Source organism: Pseudoalteromonas sp. OANN1 (genome assembly GCF_024124685.1).
Lineage (GTDB): Bacteria > Pseudomonadota > Gammaproteobacteria > Enterobacterales > Alteromonadaceae > Pseudoalteromonas > Pseudoalteromonas piscicida.
The window spans coordinates 52,202-73,441 of record NZ_JAMXSE010000024.1; the positions used below are offsets into that span (position 1 = coordinate 52,202).

The 21,240-nt window shown below is 43.4% G+C and carries 15 protein-coding genes; 8 read left to right on the forward strand and 7 right to left on the reverse strand.

Features of this window, described 5'->3' with window-relative positions:
* Window positions 1-23: 23 nt before the first annotated feature.
* Both NH462_RS17935 and NH462_RS17940 read right to left on the reverse strand, forming a co-directional pair.
* Window positions 24-4,229 carry a DEAD/DEAH box helicase gene (locus NH462_RS17935; protein WP_253106991.1) on the reverse strand — a complete coding sequence of 1,402 codons (4,206 nt, stop codon included), beginning with the start codon at window positions 4,227-4,229 and terminating at the stop codon, window positions 24-26.
* A gap of 200 nt (window positions 4,230-4,429) precedes the next feature.
* On the reverse strand, window positions 4,430-5,686 hold the full coding sequence (locus NH462_RS17940) for an aromatic amino acid transport family protein (RefSeq protein WP_253106993.1): 1,257 nt from the start codon (window positions 5,684-5,686) through the stop codon (window positions 4,430-4,432).
* A 278-nt stretch (window positions 5,687-5,964) separates the two neighbouring features.
* On the opposite strand from NH462_RS17940, the gene NH462_RS17945 reads away from it, so the two are divergent.
* Window positions 5,965-6,726, forward strand: a complete 762-nt coding sequence (locus tag NH462_RS17945) for a peptidylprolyl isomerase (protein ID WP_010375449.1) — start codon at window positions 5,965-5,967, stop codon at window positions 6,724-6,726.
* Between the two features lie 125 nt (window positions 6,727-6,851).
* On the opposite strand, the gene NH462_RS17950 is transcribed toward NH462_RS17945, so the two are convergent.
* Both NH462_RS17950 and NH462_RS17955 read right to left on the reverse strand, forming a co-directional pair.
* Complete coding sequence (locus tag NH462_RS17950; RefSeq protein WP_010375451.1) at window positions 6,852-7,082, reverse strand: hypothetical protein; 231 nt, start codon at window positions 7,080-7,082, stop codon at window positions 6,852-6,854.
* Window positions 7,083-7,236: 154 nt separating this feature from the next.
* Window positions 7,237-8,832 carry an ABC-F family ATPase gene (locus NH462_RS17955; RefSeq protein ID WP_222243002.1) on the reverse strand — a complete coding sequence of 532 codons (1,596 nt, stop codon included), beginning with the start codon at window positions 8,830-8,832 and terminating at the stop codon, window positions 7,237-7,239.
* A gap of 247 nt (window positions 8,833-9,079) precedes the next feature.
* Here NH462_RS17955 and NH462_RS17960 point away from each other — a divergent pair, with 247 nt between their 5' ends.
* From NH462_RS17960 to NH462_RS17980, 5 genes are all read left to right on the forward strand, one after another.
* The gene (locus NH462_RS17960) at window positions 9,080-11,143 is read left to right on the forward strand and encodes a DUF2235 domain-containing protein (RefSeq protein WP_253106994.1); all 2,064 of its coding nucleotides are present in this window, start codon (window positions 9,080-9,082) and stop codon (window positions 11,141-11,143) included.
* On the forward strand, window positions 11,140-11,667 hold the full coding sequence (locus NH462_RS17965) for a hypothetical protein (protein ID WP_253106996.1): 528 nt from the start codon (window positions 11,140-11,142) through the stop codon (window positions 11,665-11,667). The genes NH462_RS17960 and NH462_RS17965 overlap by 4 nt, the downstream gene beginning before the upstream one ends.
* A gap of 70 nt (window positions 11,668-11,737) precedes the next feature.
* Window positions 11,738-12,265, forward strand: coding sequence for a hypothetical protein (locus NH462_RS17970; protein ID WP_253106998.1), 528 nt, complete (start codon window positions 11,738-11,740; stop codon window positions 12,263-12,265).
* Window positions 12,266-12,334: 69 nt separating this feature from the next.
* Complete coding sequence (locus NH462_RS17975; protein ID WP_253107000.1) at window positions 12,335-12,862, forward strand: hypothetical protein; 528 nt, start codon at window positions 12,335-12,337, stop codon at window positions 12,860-12,862.
* 151 nt (window positions 12,863-13,013) lie between these two features.
* On the forward strand, window positions 13,014-15,173 hold the full coding sequence (locus tag NH462_RS17980) for a S46 family peptidase (RefSeq protein ID WP_253107002.1): 2,160 nt from the start codon (window positions 13,014-13,016) through the stop codon (window positions 15,171-15,173).
* A gap of 138 nt (window positions 15,174-15,311) precedes the next feature.
* On the opposite strand, the gene NH462_RS17985 is transcribed toward NH462_RS17980, so the two are convergent.
* Both NH462_RS17985 and soxR read right to left on the reverse strand, forming a co-directional pair.
* Window positions 15,312-17,096 carry a DUF885 domain-containing protein gene (locus NH462_RS17985; protein ID WP_010375464.1) on the reverse strand — a complete coding sequence of 595 codons (1,785 nt, stop codon included), beginning with the start codon at window positions 17,094-17,096 and terminating at the stop codon, window positions 15,312-15,314.
* Between the two features lie 13 nt (window positions 17,097-17,109).
* On the reverse strand, window positions 17,110-17,616 hold the full coding sequence (soxR, locus tag NH462_RS17990; protein WP_010375466.1) for a redox-sensitive transcriptional activator SoxR: 507 nt from the start codon (window positions 17,614-17,616) through the stop codon (window positions 17,110-17,112).
* 81 nt (window positions 17,617-17,697) lie between these two features.
* Between soxR and NH462_RS17995 the strand changes: the two genes are divergently transcribed.
* Window positions 17,698-18,153, forward strand: a complete 456-nt coding sequence (locus tag NH462_RS17995; protein ID WP_010375468.1) for an NAD(P)H-dependent oxidoreductase — start codon at window positions 17,698-17,700, stop codon at window positions 18,151-18,153.
* A 317-nt stretch (window positions 18,154-18,470) separates the two neighbouring features.
* Here NH462_RS17995 and NH462_RS18000 read toward each other — a convergent pair whose 3' ends face one another.
* Complete coding sequence (locus tag NH462_RS18000; protein ID WP_010375470.1) at window positions 18,471-20,105, reverse strand: methyl-accepting chemotaxis protein; 1,635 nt, start codon at window positions 20,103-20,105, stop codon at window positions 18,471-18,473.
* 392 nt (window positions 20,106-20,497) lie between these two features.
* Between NH462_RS18000 and NH462_RS18005 the strand changes: the two genes are divergently transcribed.
* A complete protein-coding gene (locus tag NH462_RS18005; RefSeq protein ID WP_253107004.1) occupies window positions 20,498-20,929 on the forward strand; it encodes a hypothetical protein in 432 nt (143 codons plus the stop codon).
* The last annotated feature ends 311 nt before the right edge of the window (window positions 20,930-21,240 follow it).

Consider the following 21,240-nt stretch of genomic DNA (forward strand, 5'->3'; position numbering starts at 1 on the left):
TTGGAGAATTAATTCAATTGGTATTAAAGCGTCTCCTTGAGCATGGATAGTACATCGTTTACGTCTAGTTTCATCACCTTATCGGTGTTCGCGAGCAATTGATCCGCGAGGTCTTTTTTATGATGATGGAGCTCGACAATTTGTTCTTCAATCGTGCCTTTGGCAATTAAGCGATAAATAGTAACGGGGCGTGTTTGCCCCATTCTATGTGCTCGGTCTGACGCTTGCTCTTCAACCGCAGGATTCCACCAAGGATCCATGTGAATAACATAATCTGCCGCGGTAAGGTTTAAACCAGAGCCGCCGGCTTTGAGGCTAATTAAAAATACCTCGCCTTCACCTTTTTGAAACGCATTCACAGCCTGCTGACGTGCTTTGCTTGGGGTGCTGCCATCTAAATATTGAAACCTGATCCCGCGTTTTTCCAAGCGAGCTTTAATGAGTTGCAAGTGGCCTACAAACTGACTGAATATAAGCGCCTTGTGATTGTTCTCTTGCAGCTCGGTCAGAAGCTCATCCAATGCCGCTAATTTCGAGCTGGTTATCTGACTTTCTGCCATTAACAGTTTTGGATGACAACAGGCTTGGCGCAAGCGGGTTAGTGCTGCCAGCATTTTAAAGCGTTGTTCGTTGGCACTGTCTTGCTGTGTTGACTGTGAAATTTCGTCAATGGCATTTTGGCGCAGCGCTTCGTAAAAGGTTTGTTCTTCTTGGCTCAATTGAATTGGTACATTGATCTCAGTGCGTGGTGGCAATTCGGTTAATACCTGATGCTTCATACGGCGCAGAATAAAAGGCTGGATCAGGTGTTTGAGGCCTTTACGGGCACGGTGTGCTGCTAGTTTATCTTCATTGGCGTTTTCAATGGGAGCGGAAAACTTCTCGCTAAAGCGCTTGAGGTTACCGAGCAATCCTGGGTTTACAAAACGAAAGAGTGACCAAAGCTCTGTGAGGTTGTTTTCTATTGGTGTCCCTGTGGTGATCAGCTTAAACTTGCCTTTGAGCGCGCAGGCGGCCTGAGTACGTTTTGCTAAAGGATTTTTTAGCGCTTGGGCTTCATCGGCGACAATGGTTTCAAAAGCGATAGGCTTTAAGATATCAACTTCGCGCTGGAGTAGACCATAACTTAATATCACACAATCCAGTGGTTGCAAGCTGCTCAGCATCTCAGCTCTAGCATCAGAATGTGGATAGTCAGAAAAGAGTTTCACCGACAAGGTTGGAGCGAATTTTTGGATTTCTTGTTGCCAGTTGAAGCAGACCGATGTTGGCGCGATGACAAGCGTCGGGCCGACATTGGCACGGGCCAATATCATCGCCAGCGCTTGGATGGTTTTACCCAATCCCATATCATCGGCAAGGCACGCACCTGCCCCCCAATGGGCAAGTCGCATAGCCCAGTCAAATCCCGCCTGCTGGTAGTCGCGAAGCTCGGCTTGTAATGTTGAAGGAAGCGTTGGAGTCAATCCGACGGCTTGCTGCATTTTTTCGTTTTGCTCTTCCCAGGCCGGCAAGGTTTTCATCCGCATTCCGGTAGTGGCTTCAGCAATTAAAGGCGTGGCTAGCGGGTGAAACTTTCCGCCTTCGGTCGCGTTGTTGAGCTGGTCAAGTTGCGCTTTTAAGTCACTTGAAAGGGCGAGTACTTGCTCACCGTCAAGCGCAATAAAGCGGCCATTGCTGGTGGCAACCATTTTGAGAAGCTGTTTAAGTTCGATAACTTGGTCATTACTTACTTGTAGCTCGCCGGTCATGTCGAACCATTCATTTTTCTTGCTCATGGCAAGTTGTAAATGTTGGCTTTCGAGCTTGCCACTGAGCTTAACCTTTTTTCCTTTGGGCCATCTGAGCTTGAGCGCCATAGGGCAAGGCTCTTGATTAATCACCAGCTCAAGTTCTTGCAACACCTCCAACGCTTCATCCATTTCGGCTAGACTTAAGCGATTATCCGTCATCTCCAAAAATAGCGGACAGTGCGTATCTAACTCATCCAATCTTTGCTGCTCAAGTAACAAGTTTCGGGTGGTGGATAAGCGTTTACCATCAATTTCGGCGCTGACAGTAGCAATACCGTGCCCGGGATGAAAAATCGGCCCTTTTTCGCCAAAGGGCATGACCACACAGTGAAAATCGAGGCCTTGATGATAAGGTTGAATATTAATAACAAGCGCTGATTGCGCCTCGATGCTATCCAGCCCAGTATCTATATCAGCTAAATCAGACTGTACATTAAGATAAGGTGCGATGGCTTTAATACTCGACAGCACTTTTTGTTTTGCACTGGCAGGCACGGTTAATCCAGATTCACCAATAATCTCAGCGACCTGTATATGTGATTGGTTAAACACAATAAACTCGTAGTGATGCTCAGCTTGCTGAATAAATGAGTAGGTTTGCGGTTGACCAAAATAGCTGGGTAAATTAGGAATAGAGAGCAGCAGATCGTCGCCATGTTGACGGATGTGTAACTCGGGAGATTTCTCGGCAATGGTAATGGCTTGTTTTAAGTCTTCTTCATGGTATAGGTTGGTGGCGCCGACTGCGGCTTTTAACGCGGGAATTCCAGCAAGGGCGTAGTCCGCACGACCATTGTAGCCATAACCTGACTGTGGTGCGATGGCATCGATCAGCTTTTTATCAGACTGGCTAATATAACTAAATTGCTCGGGGTGCTGTTTCAGTTGTTTGCAGGAAATTGGCTTACCTTTTCCCCAGCCTGTTTTACCCCGCTTTTGCTCGCGTGCTAAAAACTCAATATCAAAGCGACCTTGCCTAATTTGCCAAATAAGGCGAAATTGTTCGTCAACTTCTTGGCTGGTATTTGCGTTCGGGTTGAGCGCAATAAGCTTGTCCAGTGCCAGATCCCATGCCGTCTTTTTGGCAACGAGATGACTAACATTAAGCTCGGGATTAAACGCGAGCGGATATTGCTCACCGTGCATTGCCAGCATCAACTGCTTTGCAAGCCCAGCAAAAAGAGGTAAAGAGAGGCGCTCAAACGTTGCGATGCAGTCGTCGAGATTGGCAAGCGCTTTGGCATCTAAGCTCTGATTACACCAGAAGTGTGCAAAGCAGTCGAGCAAGCGACCTAAGTAATAGTCAAAAACATGAGATTTCTTCAAGCTTGAATAATTTAAGTGGGCGCTGCTGTAGGTACTGTTTTGCGACAAGCTCTCTGCGCAGTATAACAGCACGTTATTGGCAAAGAAGTTGTTATAAGGTGCTTTGCTGTCTTGGCTTTCAAACTCAAGCTGTTGCGAGAGGGTGTCAAATAATGCGGCATCATGGCTATTGGCTTGCTGCAATAACGCCAACTTATGAAACAAACCCAGTGTTCTACCTAGGTACTGCTTTTTACGTTTGGTGATTTTGTCTTTGGCTTTTAGTGCTTGTTCAAAACAAACGATAAGGTCGTCGTGTTGATGTAAAAAAGCAATGCTTGCCATAATTTGTGCACTATAAGCGGTTTGGATATTGGCTACCAACGTCTGAGCCTTATCCAATTGCATGGTATAGATTTGGTATTCTGCTAATAAGCAGGTCAGTAGCGGGCTTTGTGTCTTGGCTTGAACCTGGGTGAGTATTTCAAGTGCATAGCGAATGCTGTGACCACCTTGTAGTAAGGTATAGAGCAAAGTTGCAAAAGCTTGATATTGCAAGTCATCAGCAAGCGCCGAAAATCCTTCAACTGAAAAAGGATAAAAATACAATGGTAATAACACTTGGTTGGTCTTATGACACACCGCCTGTGGGTCTTTCGCCAGTCCTAAATGATTGCGGGCTTTTGGTAGTTGATTGATAAATAAAAAGTCTCGAATGAGTCGCTGTTCATCGGCAAATTGGCGCTCCCATTCATAAGCATTCAGTACAGGGATAAACTCTTCTGCGACGTTAAGGATTGCTAAAAACTGGCCGTCAGCCATGACTCGATGGCTTAAACTGGTCGCGAGTTTTAGATTTATTTGCACTCCATCTTCGTTAAAAGTCACTAACCCGTCTGAGCGCCACTTCATAATTTGGCTATGACTCACACCTTGTTCAAAGTCATTTTCGGGGATGATCTCTTTTGCCACGAGCGCTTGAACTAGGCGTTTGAGTTTGATTGCTGAAACTGGTTTATAGACGACCGCCAGCACACTCAACAGCGTTTGCTCATGCACAGGTAGGTTATGCACTTGATTGATTAGGGCTGTGATTTCTTCGTTCATTGCTGGTGGAAAGTCAAAATTCATCGTTTGGTTGTAGTATTCAATTTAAGACACTGAAAACTACCATAATTTAGTCTGAACTGCCATGAAGATAAACAAAGTCAAAGTTCATTCTTCGGTTATGGTGGTTCATTCAATACACTGAAAACTAGTACTATATTTAGTCTGAACTGCTATGAAGATAAGTAACAAGAGAGGTGAGGGAGGCGATGCCTCCCTTTTGGTTAGCCTAGCATGTTATACAGTAATGCAGAAACCGCCAGCAAGCCGACGAATAGCACAAAATAAGTGCCAATGTGGCTTTTGTATTTTTGTAGTGCCGGTACTTTAAACACGGCAATGGTTGGCATGATAAACAAGATCATCGCAATGATCGGGCCTGAGATAGCTCCCATCATGTCCAAAATACTTGGGTTTAATACGGCGCAAACCCAAATAGCAATAAACATAAATACCACGCCTAGCTTATCAGCAAGCTTGTAGCTCATGCTTGTTTGCTTGGTTGCAAGGCCGTTAAAGCTTTCACGTGCACCAAGGAAGTGACCTAGGAAAGACGAAGTAATCGCGATAAATGCCACAAGAGGGCCAAGCATTTCAATAAATGGATTGTTATACACGTTAGCTAAATAGGATAAAACAGACACGTTCGCCGATTTTGCTTCTTCCATTTGTTCTGGTGTTAAAGAGAATACGCAGGAGAATACGAATAGCAAAACAAACACTATCAACATAATGGAGGTCGTACGAAGGATCGCTTCTGATTTTTGAACTGCCTCACTTTTGTAGTGACGACGCTGCACGTTAGCAAAGCTAGAAATGGCGGCTGCATGGCTAAATGAAAATACTACGATAGGAACGGATAGCCAAAGCAATTCGGTTAAGCTCGCAACATCAGGCGTGCTTACCACTGGCATTTGCCAGTTAGGTACTAAATAGAGTGACAAAAACAGTAATACCCCAACCAGTGGGTAAACCAAAATAGCAAAAGCTCGCAGTAGCAGCTTTTCGCCGCCAAGCATGATGGCAATCATGCCAGCAACGAGCAAACCAGAGAGCAAAATACGAGATGGCGACTCAAAGCCAAGCTGATTGACGATAAAGCTGTCGACGGTATTGGTTAGGCCAACACCATAAATAAGTAAAATAGGAAAAATAGAGAAAAAGTAAAGTAAGGAAATTAAACGGCCAGCACCTGCGCCGAAGTGCTCTTCTACTACATCCGTAAAGTCGGCATCTTTTTGCTTTGATGAAAGGACGAACCGGGCCAATCCTCGGTGTGCTAAAAAGGTCATAGGGAAGGCAAGCACGGTCATGATTAGTAGTGGCCAAAAACCACCAATACCAATGTTAATTGGCAAGAATAAAATACCTGCGCCGACCGCAGTGCCAAATAAACTTAACACCCAATGGGTGTCGTGTTGGGTCCAGCGCCCATCGCTGATGGTATTTATCTCCATCGTCGCTTCAGAGGAATTACTCATATACTTGTTGTCCTGGATTTAGAATTATAATCGGGCGCATCATATAAAAAATGACGAAGTGTTGCATGTATAAACCGTCTACTCCGAGGAGTTATGCGGTGAAATTCGTTTTTTTGACTAAAACTTGCTCAAGGTGTGGTGGGTTCCTAACCAGCTTTTGTAAATCTAAGTCTGCAAATGTTCTTAATTGTTACCACTGGCAATGAATTGCTAGCCGACTTATAAATAAATTTTTATTCTAGTTTGCAAAGAGAATTAAAATAACCAAGTGGAAAAGTATGTTCAAGCTAAACTCTCTATTGCTCGCTTCAACTTTGTTGGGAAGCTTCGCTGCTAATGCAACGATTGTCGAATTTCAAACTTCTCATGGTAGCTTTCAGGTCAATCTATTTGATGAAAGCACGCCTAAAACCGTGGAAAACTTTTTGAAATACGTAGATAACGGGCGTTATTCTGATACGGTTATTCACCGCGTTATTCCAGATTTTGTTGTGCAAGGCGGCGGCTTCAAATATGAAGGAGACGTGCCTCTTGACGCCATCGCTACTTACGATGCTGTAAAAAATGAACCAAAGTGGTCTAACGTAAAAGGCACCATTGCAATGGCAAAGGTAGCAAATAGACCTGACAGTGCGACAAGCCAATGGTTCTTTAATTTGGTTGACAACAGTAAAAATTTGGACGTTGACAACGGTGGCTTCACAGTTTTTGGTCAAGTGACTGGTGATGGCATGGAAATATTAGCAGCGATAGCAAAAATTCCTCGTTGTGGTAATGTGCCATTAGTTAACTTCACTGATGAACAGTGTAAAGATAGCAATAGTGAGCCGGGGGCAGCTAACTTTGTGACCATAAACGCAATTACTGTGCTGGATGATGACCCCAAATCAGCTCAAGGCTTAAGTCCAAAAGCAAATACCTTGATTGATCAAGTGCCTGATAAGCCTTCAACTGACTCTGATTCATCTGGCGGTTCAATGTTTGCCGGCCTTATGTTGTTGGCTGGTATTGTCGGATTTAGACGTAGATTTCATAGGTAACCAAGTCACTTTGGTTACAGATGCTAACGATAGCATCACAGTCCCTAGTTAACCTGATCTCAGGTTAATAACTTGGAAGCGCACTTCGGTGCGCTTATTTCTTTGTTATTAAGTTATTTTTTTCGTTATTTGTCTTCGCCAAACAGTGCAATTGCTTTTGTCGTCAAACTATACTGATCACGGCCATCCGCTTGGATAAGCCCTTCATTGAGGTGAGTAGTCACAACATCTTCAAGTAGTTGTTGATCTGCGTGTGGGAGTGAAAAAGTGTGGTGATTGATATCGCACGATTCTGGAAAGCTTGCTTTCAGCTTAGACAGCAACATTATTGAATACATATTCTGTAAACGTTCCATAGCCGACCCTTTTATTATTCCAATTTTTGCGAGAACAATCCTAACAGCAAAATTGCAGGTTTGTCTATTTTTTGTGCTGGTGAGTGAGGGGGGAATGATCTGCTGTTTTTAAGAAAATAAAAAGGGCCAATCATTGGCCCTTAACAGTCTAATCCTATACGGCTTCAGCGGCTTTCTTCGCGAGGTACTCGTCGTACGTACCATGGAAGTCGGTGATCTTACCGTCTTTAATTTCCCAAATGCGCGTTGCAAGTGATGAGACAAACTGACGGTCGTGCGATACGAAGAATAACGTGCCTTCGTATTGTTCAAGTGCCAAGTTGAGAGACTCAATTGATTCCATATCCATGTGGTTCGTTGGTTCGTCCATTAGTAGGATATTTGGCTTATGCATCATGATTTTACCAAATAGCATACGGCCTTGTTCACCACCTGAGATCACCTTAACTGACTTTTTGATGTCGTTTTGAGAGAACAGCATACGGCCAAGGAAGCCGCGTACGACTTGCTCATCATCGCCAGGCTGTTGCCACTGTTCCATCCATTGGAAAAGATCCAGATCTTTTTCAAATTCGTCAGCATGGTCTTGCGCATAGTAACCAATATTGGCGTTTTCTGACCATTTATACTCACCTGATTGTGGCGCTTTACGGCCTGCTAAGGTGTTGAGTAGTGTCGTTTTACCGGCACCATTTTCACCGATGATGGCAACTTTCTCGCCGACTTCAACAAGGCCATTTAGATCAGAGAATAGGGTGTCGTCATAACCTTGTGATAGCGAGATAAGCTCAAGTGCGTTACGGAATAGCGGCTTTTCCTGCTCAAAGCGAATAAATGGATTTTGACGACTTGATGCTTTAACTTCTTCCAGTTGGATCTTGTCAATTTGCTTAGCACGAGATGTCGCTTGCTTCGCTTTTGAGGCGTTTGCAGAGAAGCGCGAAACGAACTGCTGTAGCTCAGCGATTTGCGCCTTTTTCTTGGCATTGTCTGACAACAGGCGCTCGCGAGCTTGCGTCGCAGCAAACATGTATTCATCGTAATTACCTGAGTAAATACGCAGATCGCCATAGTCGATATCCGCCATGTGTGTACACACTGAGTTTAAGAAGTGGCGGTCGTGCGAGATGATGATCATAGTACAATCACGCTGATTCAATACGTCTTCCAACCACTTGATAGTATAGATATCCAAGTTGTTGGTTGGTTCGTCTAAGAGCATGATATCTGGCTCTGCAAATAATACCTGTGCAAGTAGTACACGCAGTTTCCAGCCCGGAGCAACTTCTGACATCAAGCCATAATGTTGCTCGGTTGGAATACCCACACCGAGGAGTAATTCACCCGCTTTTGCTTCTGCGGAATAGCCATCCATTTCAGCAAATTGCGTTTCAAGGTCGGCAACACGCATGCCGTCTTCTTCGCTCATTTCAGGTAATGAGTAAATGCGATCGCGCTCCTGCTTGATTTCCCACAGCTCTTTATGACCCATGATCACTGTGTCTACAACCGTATATTGCTCGTAGGCAAATTGATCCTGATTTAGCTTAGCGATACGCTCGTTTGGATCGTAGTTTACGTTACCTGCACTTGGCTCTAGCTCTTTGCTTAGGATTTTCATAAAGGTGGATTTACCGCAGCCGTTAGCGCCTATTAGGCCGTAGCGGTTGCCGTCACCAAACTTAACGGAAATATTCTCAAACAGTGGTTTTGCACCAAACTGCATAGTGATGTTGTTACACGAAAGCATAAATTTGACTCATTACTGACAATTGCGGCGATCCTATCATTTATGGGTGACAAATGATGTAAAAAGTTTGGCTAACTCACACATTACTTTTGCGGCTGATATAGCAAAGACCTAGGTGTTGAAAACTTACCGCCATAAGACGTTTTATTTACGATTTTATTAAATTTTATTTACCAATTAGGTGGTTAAATGTTAGTCTTTTTTAATACGAAAGGATGGTATAAAAAACTAACTCTGGTGAACAAGGATGAAAATAGTTGAAGAAAAACATAATTGGTTGATTGACCAACAAATCGATGAGCTGGAAGTCTTACCACCCCATACCACAACCGCTCATTTACCGTTAGAAATTAGAACGCAACTAAAGCCTCATGCCAGTGATTGGATAGTATTGCAACAAAGACATAATTGGCGCCATGTTAAGCGTGACGAATTTACTCGTGTTTTTATAAAGACCAAAAAGGGCTTACAAAGTGTAAGGTCTGGCAGTGCTGCCGGTTCTAGAGAGCAGCTAATCATCGTTAAACGCAAGTCTTATTTCAAAGCAGAGATTAGAAACAATGCCTTTACAAGCAGTGGTGGGGTTGATCCTAATCAGCCCATTGGCGCAAGCCAATTAGACCCGTTAACACCGGTTGAACAGGTATTGGCCTCGATTAACGTCGATAAATCACCTGAAGTGGCTGAAAAGCGCATATTGGTGTCGCTGGAAGGGGAGTTGGCGGTGAGTTTTGTGATCCAAGGTGCTAATACTCCCACATTGTCCAGAGCCTCTGAAGGGGCAACACAAACGCCTCTGATATTCGGCAAGTTGAATGAAGATGGTCGCTATAGCCTAAAAGCAAAAATCTTAGGTGTGCCGGAGCAGGTGCTTTTTAACAATGTGCCATATGCAGACCTACTTGATATAGAAAAAGTAAAAGCACTTAAGATTGGCGCTGATGGTGGAGTGCAGCTGATTAAACACAGAGTGTCAGGTGAGGGTAATATACACCTATATTTTATTAGCGAGCCACCGAGTATCGGGATCTTCTTTGATGGTACAGGCAACAACAAGTACAACGATATTTTGGACCCCTTTGATGATAAAGAGCCGACGAATATCGCTAAGCTCCATGAGTTGTATGAAATGGATGATAAATTTCATTTTAAACACTATGTCGAAGGCGTAGGCACTAAGGCAGGAGAAGGTAATAGTACAATTGATTTAGCCGTTGCCTACTCTTTTGATGAGAGATTGGTAAACACTCTTGTTAAATTTAGCTTTTTCTTAAAAGGTAAATATATTGAGTTATGTAGCACTGTGTTACTCGACTGTTTTGGTTTTAGCCGTGGCGCAGCGGCAGCAAGAGCATTTGTTAATCTGATCAATGAAATGAGAGAAAAGCAAGATACTAAATTAGCGAATAAAGAGGTGGTATTTCGCTTTGTTGGAATTTTCGATACTGTCGCTTCGATAGGGGGGGATGGAGATAATGATCATAGTGAGCTGTATGCTAGAGATGAGTTAGAGAAGGCAGCTAGACTCGATCTCAATCAGGCCAGCGCAGGGGCTGTGTATCACTTAACGGCTTGGGATGAGCGGCGTGATAAGTTCCCACTAAGCTCGTTAAAAAATAAAGATGGTAGCTTGTTTGTTAACCATAAAGAAGATTATCTGCCAGGCGTTCATTCTGATATTGGGGGCGGGTATGCCCCTATCAGTATTGATATTGAATATCCTTTAAAGCGCATTCGTGGTATTCCCGGAAATCCAGAGCATGAAGCAAAAGTACAACAGGCAAAGTTAGCAATTGAACATAAATATCAGTGGCCAGGTATTAACGTAGATATGGCCTATCGCTTTAAAAGACTAAGATACGGTGCTAGTCGCTCGGGAAGAGACAGGGATTTTTACACCACATACCGACCTGTTTGGAGACGTAAAATAGATAATACCCTTGCCCATTTTGGACTGCACCAAATGTATAACGAGGCGGTGCAACATGGCGTTCCACTAAACGAAATGGCGCGTCTTCAAAGTATCTATCCCTATGAACTTAGCAACGAGGTCGCAACTTTGGTGCCAAAAGCGCTTAAAGCTGGGCCAACAAGCCAAGCTTGGCAGAAGTTATATGAGCATTATATTCATATTAGTTCTCGGTTTACGGGAACTATGGATAAACTGGCTCACGGTGAGGAAACAAAAGCAAAGGACGTGACTGAAAATGGACAAAGGGAAATGTTTTACAATAATGCAAAAGCGCTACCGCAGGTGCGAGTGTGGAAAGCGTATAAAAATGGAAATAAATCAATTTGGAGAAAAGGATGATTAATAGGCTCTATACCGTTTTAGTGGCAGTAATACTGCTGTGCAGTTGCTCTTCACATACCGAGCTAGAAAAATTAAATATAGCTATATCTGCGTATGAAAAAAGCGATTTGATGGTGAAACTGATATTTGATGATAGGTTTTCACCCCCAGCTGGCTCAATAGGTTGTTGTTGGGGAAATGCTAATGCAAATAGTACGTTTTGGGGAGCTGAGATTCCACATAAAGTAGAAGCGCAGTGGTGGGACTACAAGCAGGGAAAACACTATCGTGCAACGCTATCTGTGCAGCGTGACAAGGCATACAAAATCGCGGGTAATTTACCTAGCATTACCCATTACACAGGTGAAACAGAAACCGATCTTGAGCCCTATATTATCTTTGGTTTTGGTGAAAAGGGTGAAGTAAAAATGTGGATTTCTAATGCACCGTTTGATGGCGTCGAAGGACGAATTTTAGAGGAAATTGGCTCGGCGCAAGCGACTTGGGAACATTTTGAATTAACCGATGAGATGTTTAATTAGATAAGCGCCCACAATCCAAAGTTAAAGTCAAAAGCAAATAAGACTAGGGATGTTCGACTTGGAGAAAAGGATGACAAATAAACTCTACATCATTTTGTTGCTAGTAATACTGCTTTGCAGTTGTTCTTCACGCACAGAGCTCGAAAAATTACATATAGGTATTTCCGCTTATGAAAAAAGTGACCTGATGGTAAAGCTTATATTTGACGATAGATTTTCCCCTCCCGCAGGTGCAATAGGTTGCTGTTGGGGAAATGCTCAGAAAGTTGGAGTATTTTGGGGAGCTGAGATCCCACATAAAGTTCAAGCAGAATGGTGGGATTATAAGCAAGGTAGGCATTATCGTGCTGTGTTTATAGTACAGCGAGACAAGGCATACGAAATCGCGGGTAATTTACCGAGTGTGACTTATTACACAGGCAAAACGGAGACCGATGTTAATCCTTATATCATCTTTGGGTTTGGTGAAAAGGGAGAAGTAAAAATGTGGATTTCTAATGCACCGTTTGATGGCGTCGAAGGACGAATTTTAGAAGAAATTGGTTCGGCACAAGCGACTTGGGAACCCTTTGAATTAACCGATGAAATGTTTAATTAGATAAGTGCCCACAATCCAAAGTTAATATCTAAAACGAATGAGACTGGGATGTTCGAATTGGAGAAAAGGATGTTCAATAAGCTCTCTACCGTTTTACTGGCATTAATACTGCTTTGCAGTTGCTCTTCACATACCGAGCTAGCACAGTTGGATATAGGTATTTCAGCTTATGAAAATAGTGACTTGATGGTCAAAATAGTGTTTGATGATAAATTTTATCCACCTGCAGGAGCGATAGGCTGTTGTTGGGGAAATGCTCAGAAAAAAGGATCGTTTTGGGTTGCTGAAATCCCACATAAAGTGGATGTTGAATGGCGAGACTACAAGCAAGCAAAACTCTACAGAGCTTCATTCAAAGTTCAGCGGAAGAAAGCCTACCATATAATTGACGAATTGACTCCTGTTACATTTGCATCAGGACGTGTTGATGATGCTGTGAATCCATTCATCATTTTTGGGTTTGGTGAAGGAGGTGAGGTAAAAATGTGGATTTCTAATTCAGCATTTGCAGGAGTTAAAGGGCGCATTTTAGAAGAAATTGGTTCAGCACAGGCGACTTGGGAGGCCTTTGAATTAACCGATGAGATGTTTCGTTAAAAAAGTGAAAACTAGGCGTTTTATCTTGGTATTTTCTGCATGGTTGTTTACATCGGTTTATCGAATTCCACCGAAATAAATTGCTATTTGGCGCTATCTTGGGTCACATTACTGACCGCAATTAAAATAATATAACATTTAGGATTGGAATATGCGTATTAAAGCTATCTCCGCGGCCATGGTGTTGGCCTTTTCTCAGTACGTTGCTGCCGATGAAGGTATGTGGCAACCACATCAGCTACCTGAACTTGAATCTATTTTAAAGTCTAAAGGGCTAGAGATAGATGCTAAGTCAATTTCAAAACTCACTGAGTTCCCGATGAATGCGGTGATTAGCTTAGGTGGTTGTACGGCGTCATTTGTCTCTCCTAAAGGTCTGGTGGTGACAAACCATCACTGTGCATACGGCTCTATTCAATACAATTCAACAACAGATAACAATATTCTTGAGAATGGTTTTTTAGCAAAACAGCCAAGTGAAGACTTACCAGCGGCACCGGGCTCACGCGTTTATGTGACAAAAGAAGTGTCGAACGTAACGGATAAAGTTAATGCTGGGACGGACTCACTGACCGGTAAAGCACGTTTTGATGCCATTGACAGTAAGCGCAAACAACTTGTTGCCGAGTGTGAGCAAGATGAAAGCTATCGCTGTAATGTTTATACCTTTCATGGTGGATTGGAATATTACCTCATTAAATCGCTTGAGATAAAAGATGTCCGTCTGGCATACACACCAGCGATGGGCGTGGGCAAATATGGCGGCGATATAGATAACTGGATGTGGCCTCGTCACACCGGCGACTTTGCTTTTTACCGTGCATATGTGGGTAAAGATGGTAAACCCGCTGAGTTTTCTAAAGATAACGTACCCTACAACCCAGAGTCATTCTTGAGTGTGAGTGCAAAAGGCGTGCAAGAGGGCGACTTTGTAATGGTGACGGGTTATCCGGGTCGTACCAACCGTTATCGTATTGCTTCTGAAGTAGATTATGTGTTTAACACGGTTTACCCCATGGTACGTAAACATAACTCAAAGTATGTGGCACTGATTGAAGAAAATGCACCAGAAGGTTCACAAGCTCGTATCGCTTATGAAAGCACCATTGCAGGTTACAACAACTACATCAAAAACTTTGGCTCTATGATTGAGAGCTTCAAAAAAGGCAGTATGTACAGCCGCAAGCAGCAATTTGAGCGCGATCTTAGCACTTGGATCAATGCCGATGCAGACCGTAAAGCAAAGTATGGTGCTGTGCTAAACGAATTGAGCGAGTTGGTTGCTCAATCTCAAGCCCATTATGAGCGTGATATGATGGTTGGCTATATCCACCGTTCGCAAATGATGTCTACTGCGCGTCAACTTTACCGCTTGGCGGTTGAAAAACAAAAGCCTGATGCTGAACGTGAGAGTGGTTATCAAGAACGTGATATGCCAAAAATCAAAGCGGGGCTTCAGCGTATGACACGCCGCTATGATGGAACAGTTGATAAAGCGATTATGCTTTACTTCATGGAGCTTTATGCAGCCTTGCCAAAAGAAGCGCGTTTAGCTGAAGTCGATAAGCAGCTTCAACTTGAAAACGGCTTCAATAAAGCAAAGCACCAAGCGCTGCTTGATGAGATGTATGCCAACTCTAAGCTTGCTGATGAAAAAGCCCGTCTTTGGATGTTAGATTTAGAGCTTGAGCAGTTAAATCAAAGTTCTGATCCATTCATTCAATATGCAAAAGCGATTTTTGCAGTGATGAAGCAAATCGAAGATGAAGAAAAAGAATTGGCTGGTAAGCAGCAATCTGCACGTCCTGCTTTGATGGAAGCCATTATTGCTTACAACAAGTCGCAAAATAAGCCAGTTTACGCAGATGCTAACAGCACACTCCGTGTCACTTACGGTACGGTAGGTGGCTACTCACCGCAAGATGGCTTAGTGGCAACGCCATTTACTTCGCTTGAAGGGTTACTGGCTAAAAATACCGATGTTGAACCATTTAACGCGCCGAAAAAGCAACAGCAATTGATCCGCGAAAAAGTATATGGTCAATATACAGGGGGCATGAATACCGTACCGGTGAATTTCCTTTCTAACGTGGATACCACAGGTGGTAACTCGGGCTCGCCAACCTTAAATGGGAAAGCGGAGTTAGTAGGTTTACTGTTTGATGGTGTATATGAAAGCATTATTGGTGACTGGGATTACGATAAAAACCTAAACCGCTCAATCCATGTTGATTCGCGTTACATGTTATGGGTAATGGATAAGGTTGATAATGCGCAAAACCTGTTAGATGAAATGAAGATAGTAAAGTAGGTCGACCTTTAGGTCGACAATCCCCCAACGTTTAAAGGGTAGACTTTGGGTTTAAACGTTAGTCGGCCTAAAGGCCGACCTACGGGAGATATCAATTTTTCGAAAAACAATGTCGGCCATGAGGCTGGCATTATTGTGTTACTTCGCCATTAACTGGCGGATATATTTCACCGGAGCACTACCAAAGCTTAAGAATTCTTCATGGAATGCTTTTAAGTCAAATTCCTTTCCAAGCATTTGTTTTTGCGTTTCACGGAAGTCGTAAATTTCGCGATAACCAGAGTAATAGCTGGTTAATTGTACTTGGCTCAAGGTTGCACGGCGCCATTTACCTTCGGCTTCTGCACGCTCTTGGAAAGCCCCATTCATCAACAGATCTAAGCCTTCTTCTTTGCTTATTCCTTTTACTTGGATACCGTAATCTAGGATAGTGTTACAGATCACACGTAGATTCCACTTGTAGTACATTAACCACATTTCAGGCTCAAAGTTACCATAGCCTTCTTCTAGCATCATGCGCTCAGTGTATACTGCCCACCCTTCAATCATCGCGCCATTGCTTAAGATACTCTTCACCAAAGACGGAGATTCGTTAGAGTAAACCAACTGAGTGTAATGGCCTGGCACGGCTTCATGAATATTTAGGATCTGCAGGATCCAATGGTTGTATTCACGTAGATACGATTCAGCTTGCTCGTCGCTCATTGAGTCCAGCGGAGACACGTTATAATAGGTGTTCTCCTTTTTGTCGTATGGGCCCGGAGCACTGATTGAAGCGCCAGCAAAGCCGCGCATATATTCAGGCGTTTCGCGAACAACTAGCGGCTTTTCAGGGTCTAGCGTGATGAGATCCTTTTCCATCACAAATTTTTCAAGCTCTGGAATTTGCGCCTTGATTTCGCTCACAAAGTTTTCACGCTTTACGTGTTTGACCGAAAGATGCTTGATAAGCGTGGCAATCGCATCAATGTCAGATTTTGGGCGTGGCTTGTCAGCAAAATACTTTGGCCAGAGTTGATCAACAATCTTAACCATTTCATTAGTAACACGGGCTTTGTCGGCCATTGCCTTTTCATACATTTGCTTGGCGGTGTAGCCAGACTGAATATCAAAGGCAAATTTTTCTTCGTACAGCTTCTCACCAATTCTAAATGAGCGCGCATTACCGTTTTCGCTTAACTCTTTTTCAAGGTTGCTAAGGTAAGATACATATCCATTGATGGCAGATTTCGCGGCAGCGAAGCGCTGCTTGAATAGGGCTTTTTCCTCGGCTGTTAATAATGAAGTCGCGAGTTTATCAAGCAACTCGTCGTTTAATACACTAAATGCGCCTTGGTTTTGTGCAATCGCAAGCTGAGTATATTCAAGCGTTGGATTGTTAATATTGTTTTGTGCTGCTTCATAATACGCTGGCACATATTGAAGACGTGCTAAAACGAGCTTGAGCTTTTCGTCATCCGTTTTAAAGCGGCTGTTGAGTATCGTCGCAAAGCCATAAGAAACATTGTAGTTTGACGGATTCCACTGCCAGCTTTTAAAGGTTTCAATATGCCAGATATCGCGTTTTAGGCGATTTTCAATCAAGTGATAATCGATTTTTTGACTATTGCTTAAGTTAGCAAGGTCGAACTGTTGTAACTTAGCCAGTTGCGCCTGAGAGAAGGCAACACTTGCATCACGAGTCGCTTGGGTTGGTACCGTGATAATATCGTCGTACTTGCCAAAGCCTGCCCAGAGCGACGCTTCTGGGTACTGTTTCCATAAGTCATTGATAAATTGCTGAGAAAAGTCAGCGAATTGTGCATTTGTTGCTACTGTTTGCTGTGAAGCTGAAGGCGTCGTCTCGACAGACGAAGGAGAAAGTGAGCAGCCAGTTAGGCCCATTGCCATGGCTAGCGCCATGCACAAGGCAGTCTTTTTCATTATTGTGTCCTATTTAATGGTTTTCGCTATCATAACAAGATTTTGCTTTATTTGCTTTGTCTGGCTCATCCAACCACACTGCACCGTTAGCCTCTTTGGCAACGATGTCATCGGGGTTGTAGATAGGGCATGATTTCATCGACAAACAGCCACAGCCAATGCAACCATCGACATAGTCTCTTAAGCGCTGCATGTAAGCGATTTTTTCGTCCAGCTTTGCTTGCCAGGCTGTAGAAAGTTTGGCCCAGTCCGCTTTGGTTGGTGTTCTTGAATCGGGTAGGGTATCAAGGGTTTCTTTTATCTCCCCTAGGGTTATCCCCATTTTTTGACCAGCTTTAATAATGGCAATTCGGCGCAACACATCCTTTTTATAACGGCGCTGATTACCGTTATTACGCCAACTGCGAATAAGCCCTTTGTTCTCATAGAAATGCAGTGCAGACACCGCAACGTCAGCTCTTTGGGCAACCTTACCGACGCTGAGGTTTGGCTCGTCTCTTAATAATTTTTCAGTTTTCATAAATTAGTACTTTACCTTAACTTAAGGTGAGGTTTTAAGGTAGCACCCAATTTATTATTAGTGCAACTGGAATTGAAGATTATGAAAACAGTCGTTATTTACTCAAGCTCAAACCCCAATGGAAATACCTACCAATCTGCAAAGGCACTAGCAGAAGAAAAAAGAGCTGAGCTCATCTATTTAGACCGTTATAAAATTGGTGAGTATTGCTACAAACACTCTCACAGTGATGATGACTTTGTTAACCTTTTTAGATGGGTACTTGGTTTTGAGCACATCATTTTTGCATCCCCCGTTTATTGGTATGCAGTGACACCAAGAATGAAGGCATTTATCGACAGAATAACCGACTTTATGGACATCGAAGCGTTAAAGCCTGAGCTTAGAACACTACGTGAAAAGCAGTTTTCTATCTTGTCGACCTCATGCCAAGAAAAAGCACCGGCACCATTTACTGAGATGCTGGTGGGGACCTTTGAATATTTGGGTATGAAATTACAAGAGCAGCGTCACGTCCATTATCCTTATGCTGATTAATCGCTGTGGATTTTGTTGGGTGGGGTTGTGTGACGATGGCTTTTAAAGATCGCTGCGTAAAGCAGCTCCTACTCTGAAGTAAAATCAGTTTGGTGGGTGGTTTATCCGCTGAGAAGCTTTGTAACTGGTGTGTATTTAGAGGTGGGAAAGGGCTTTAAAGATCGCTGCATGAAGCAGCTCCTACTCTGGAGTAAAACCAGTCTGATATAACGGTGGTTTACCCGCCGAGCAGGTTGTGACTGGCGCGCTAAATCCATTTGCTACCCAACATCTCTCAGCGGAAGTACGCACTTCCGCCTGTGCGAATAGGTGCAAGGTCACACCTTAAATTCATTTACCATTTGTGAGAGTCGTTGTGACATTTCGCTTAATTGCTGACTCGACGCTTTGGTGTGTTCAGCGCCAAGAGCGGTTTGGTTTGCCACTGTTGCGATACCACTGATGTTGTCAGTCATCTCATTAAGATCTTCGGATTGCTTTTCACTCCAGGTGGCGATATTAACGTTAATATCATGCACAGTTGCGATGGAGAGGTTGATTTGCTCCAGTGCATGCTTACATTCTTGGCTCACTTTGAGGCTTTGCTCGGATGCTGCACGGCAGCTCTCCATTTCTTCAACGGTTGTGGCAACACCATTGTGCAGTTTATCAATGATCGCTTGAATGTCATCGGTAGATTGTTGCGTACGCTGAGCTAGTGTTCTTACCTCATCGGCCACCACGGCAAAACCGCGACCTTGTTCTCCTGCTCTGGCAGCCTCGATGGCCGCATTCAATGCTAATAAGTTAGTTTGATCTGCCACTTTTTTAATGACATCAAGCACTGCACCAATCTCGGTTGATGAGCGTTGTAGTTCGAGCACAGCTTGTTGCGCTGAGTCGACGCTACGAGAGGCATGCGCTATGACTGCTACATTTTCGTCTACATGCGTCAGCCCTTGGGTCGTCAGTGTGGTTGTCTCTGTCACTTTATCAAGCGCACGCTTTGACTCATTATTGACAGCTTGTGCCACTTGATTAAGCGATTGCATGCGGTTTTGCACTGATTCTGTTTCACTGTTTTGTTGTCCAATACCAGCTTGGATCTGCTCGGTAATACAGGATAACTCCTCTGCTTGGGAAGCCAAAGAATGGGTGTTTTCGTTGATATCATGCAGTACATCACGAAAATGCGAGTTCATTTTATTAAATGCGATAGCCATTTGGGCAAGCTCGTCTTTACCGTGGCTTTTCAGTGCAATGGTGAGGTCTTTTTGCGCTGAAATGAGTCCCATAGTGCGGGTGAGCTTATCCAGTGGCTTGGTAATATTTTTGCTGATCAAGCTCGAGAGGAAAATAAGTAAGATCGCATAGCCGAGCGTTTCAGCAGTCATCAACATGAGTCGGTCATAAAACTGTTCTTCAACGTCTTGCAGGTAAATGCCTGTCCCAATTGCCCAGTTATAGTGCCCTAAGTTAACAATATAAGAGAGCTTGCTCTCAAGCTCCTTTGTCCCCGGTTTTGGCCATTGATATTGGGCAAAGCCCTGTTGATTTTGATTGGCAATGACGACGAACTGGCTGAATGCCTCGCGAATAAAGCGTTCATGATGGTGAGTCATTGAGGTGCCGTTGAGTAGTGGCTTAATGGGATGCGTTACCATATTCCCGTTTAAGTCAAATAAGAAGAAGTAGCCTGCATCACCATAGCGTGCAGCATCAATGAGCTTTTTTATTTTTTCTTGTCTTTGTTGTGGAGTGAGCGAGGTCTCGGTGGCAACCATATTAAGTTGTGCAACTGTGGTTTCCATTAGATTTTTTGCATTAATGCGCCTTTCGTACGTTAAGCTGTCTCGTAAAACGAGCGCTGATGAGAGCTGCACAAGGGCAATGATCACGACAGACAAAAGCAGACTGAGTCTGAGTTTATTGGGCACTTTCATCAAACCTAGGAGTTTATTCAGCTGCTTCATGAGTTCCTCTAGTAACAAAGAATTAGTTAAAATGACAGCGATGTCAATTGGCGGGGATCATACTTAGAACGAACCAAAAATAAATAGCATGAACAAGAGATGAATAAGGTGTTAAGCTGTGCAGACGGCTATCTGATTGATAGTTAATAGAAATGTTAATATTCACGTTTTGTAAATGATTGTGAATGAGAACTATTGTTAATAAGTAAGTGTAAGGGTTTTGTCTTAGGGAAGAATGGAGGTTAGGGATAGATCAAGAAAATTTGATATAGATCATTGCAGATATCGCTTGAATCGAATAACGACTTTGTTATACTCGCTGCGAATTTTCAGTTTAGACTGAAAGTTCTGAACTAATCAATTCTATTAAGATAAAAACATCAGGATAATCTGTGCCACTGTTAAGCTATGCTCGACAAACCGCTACTACTAACGACACAACCTATCAAGGTTGTGCGATGACGCGTGCGCAGTTATTCGGTCGTATTTTCAGTGTGCTAAGCGCATTGATGATGTTTAACGCGGCATTATTATTCACTGGCATGCTAGGTGATGTAGCTGAATTAGAAGCACTTTTTGCAGATAATTCACTACCTGACTCTGTTTTGGTGATGCTCGGAGAGTTTTGGGCTCAGCCTATCTTGTCATTACAATTATTGATAGGTCTTTATTGGTTAGTTTTCCATACTATTTTGCCTACACGCGCGGGCATCGTGCTGCGTAAAACGGCATTCGCCTCTACTGAGGCTATTCAACCTCAACCGGTGCCTAGCGCACATGGTTGTCGTGCTCCTCCTTTTGGGTACCGCTGTCTGTTTGCGTAATCGCAATATTTGAGTCCAGTGCGTTTGATTTACGCGATTTGGATCAGCAGTCAGCAATTCAGTTTCAATTACATTAATCGGCTACTTACAGTCCTTTTAGGGCGAATTGTAAGCTTAGCAAATGTGATTGTCCGTTTACTGTATCGATTATTTGGTAAATGGTTAGTGACTGGTATCAAAGGAGCGTTTCCCTTCACTAATGCATTTTCCCTGGTGGATACAGTGCAATTCGAACTTGTGCAGCATAGCTTGCACAAATAGATACTCAGCGTGCTTGATAAATAAGCCGCAGCTTATCGTTGAAGGGTAAT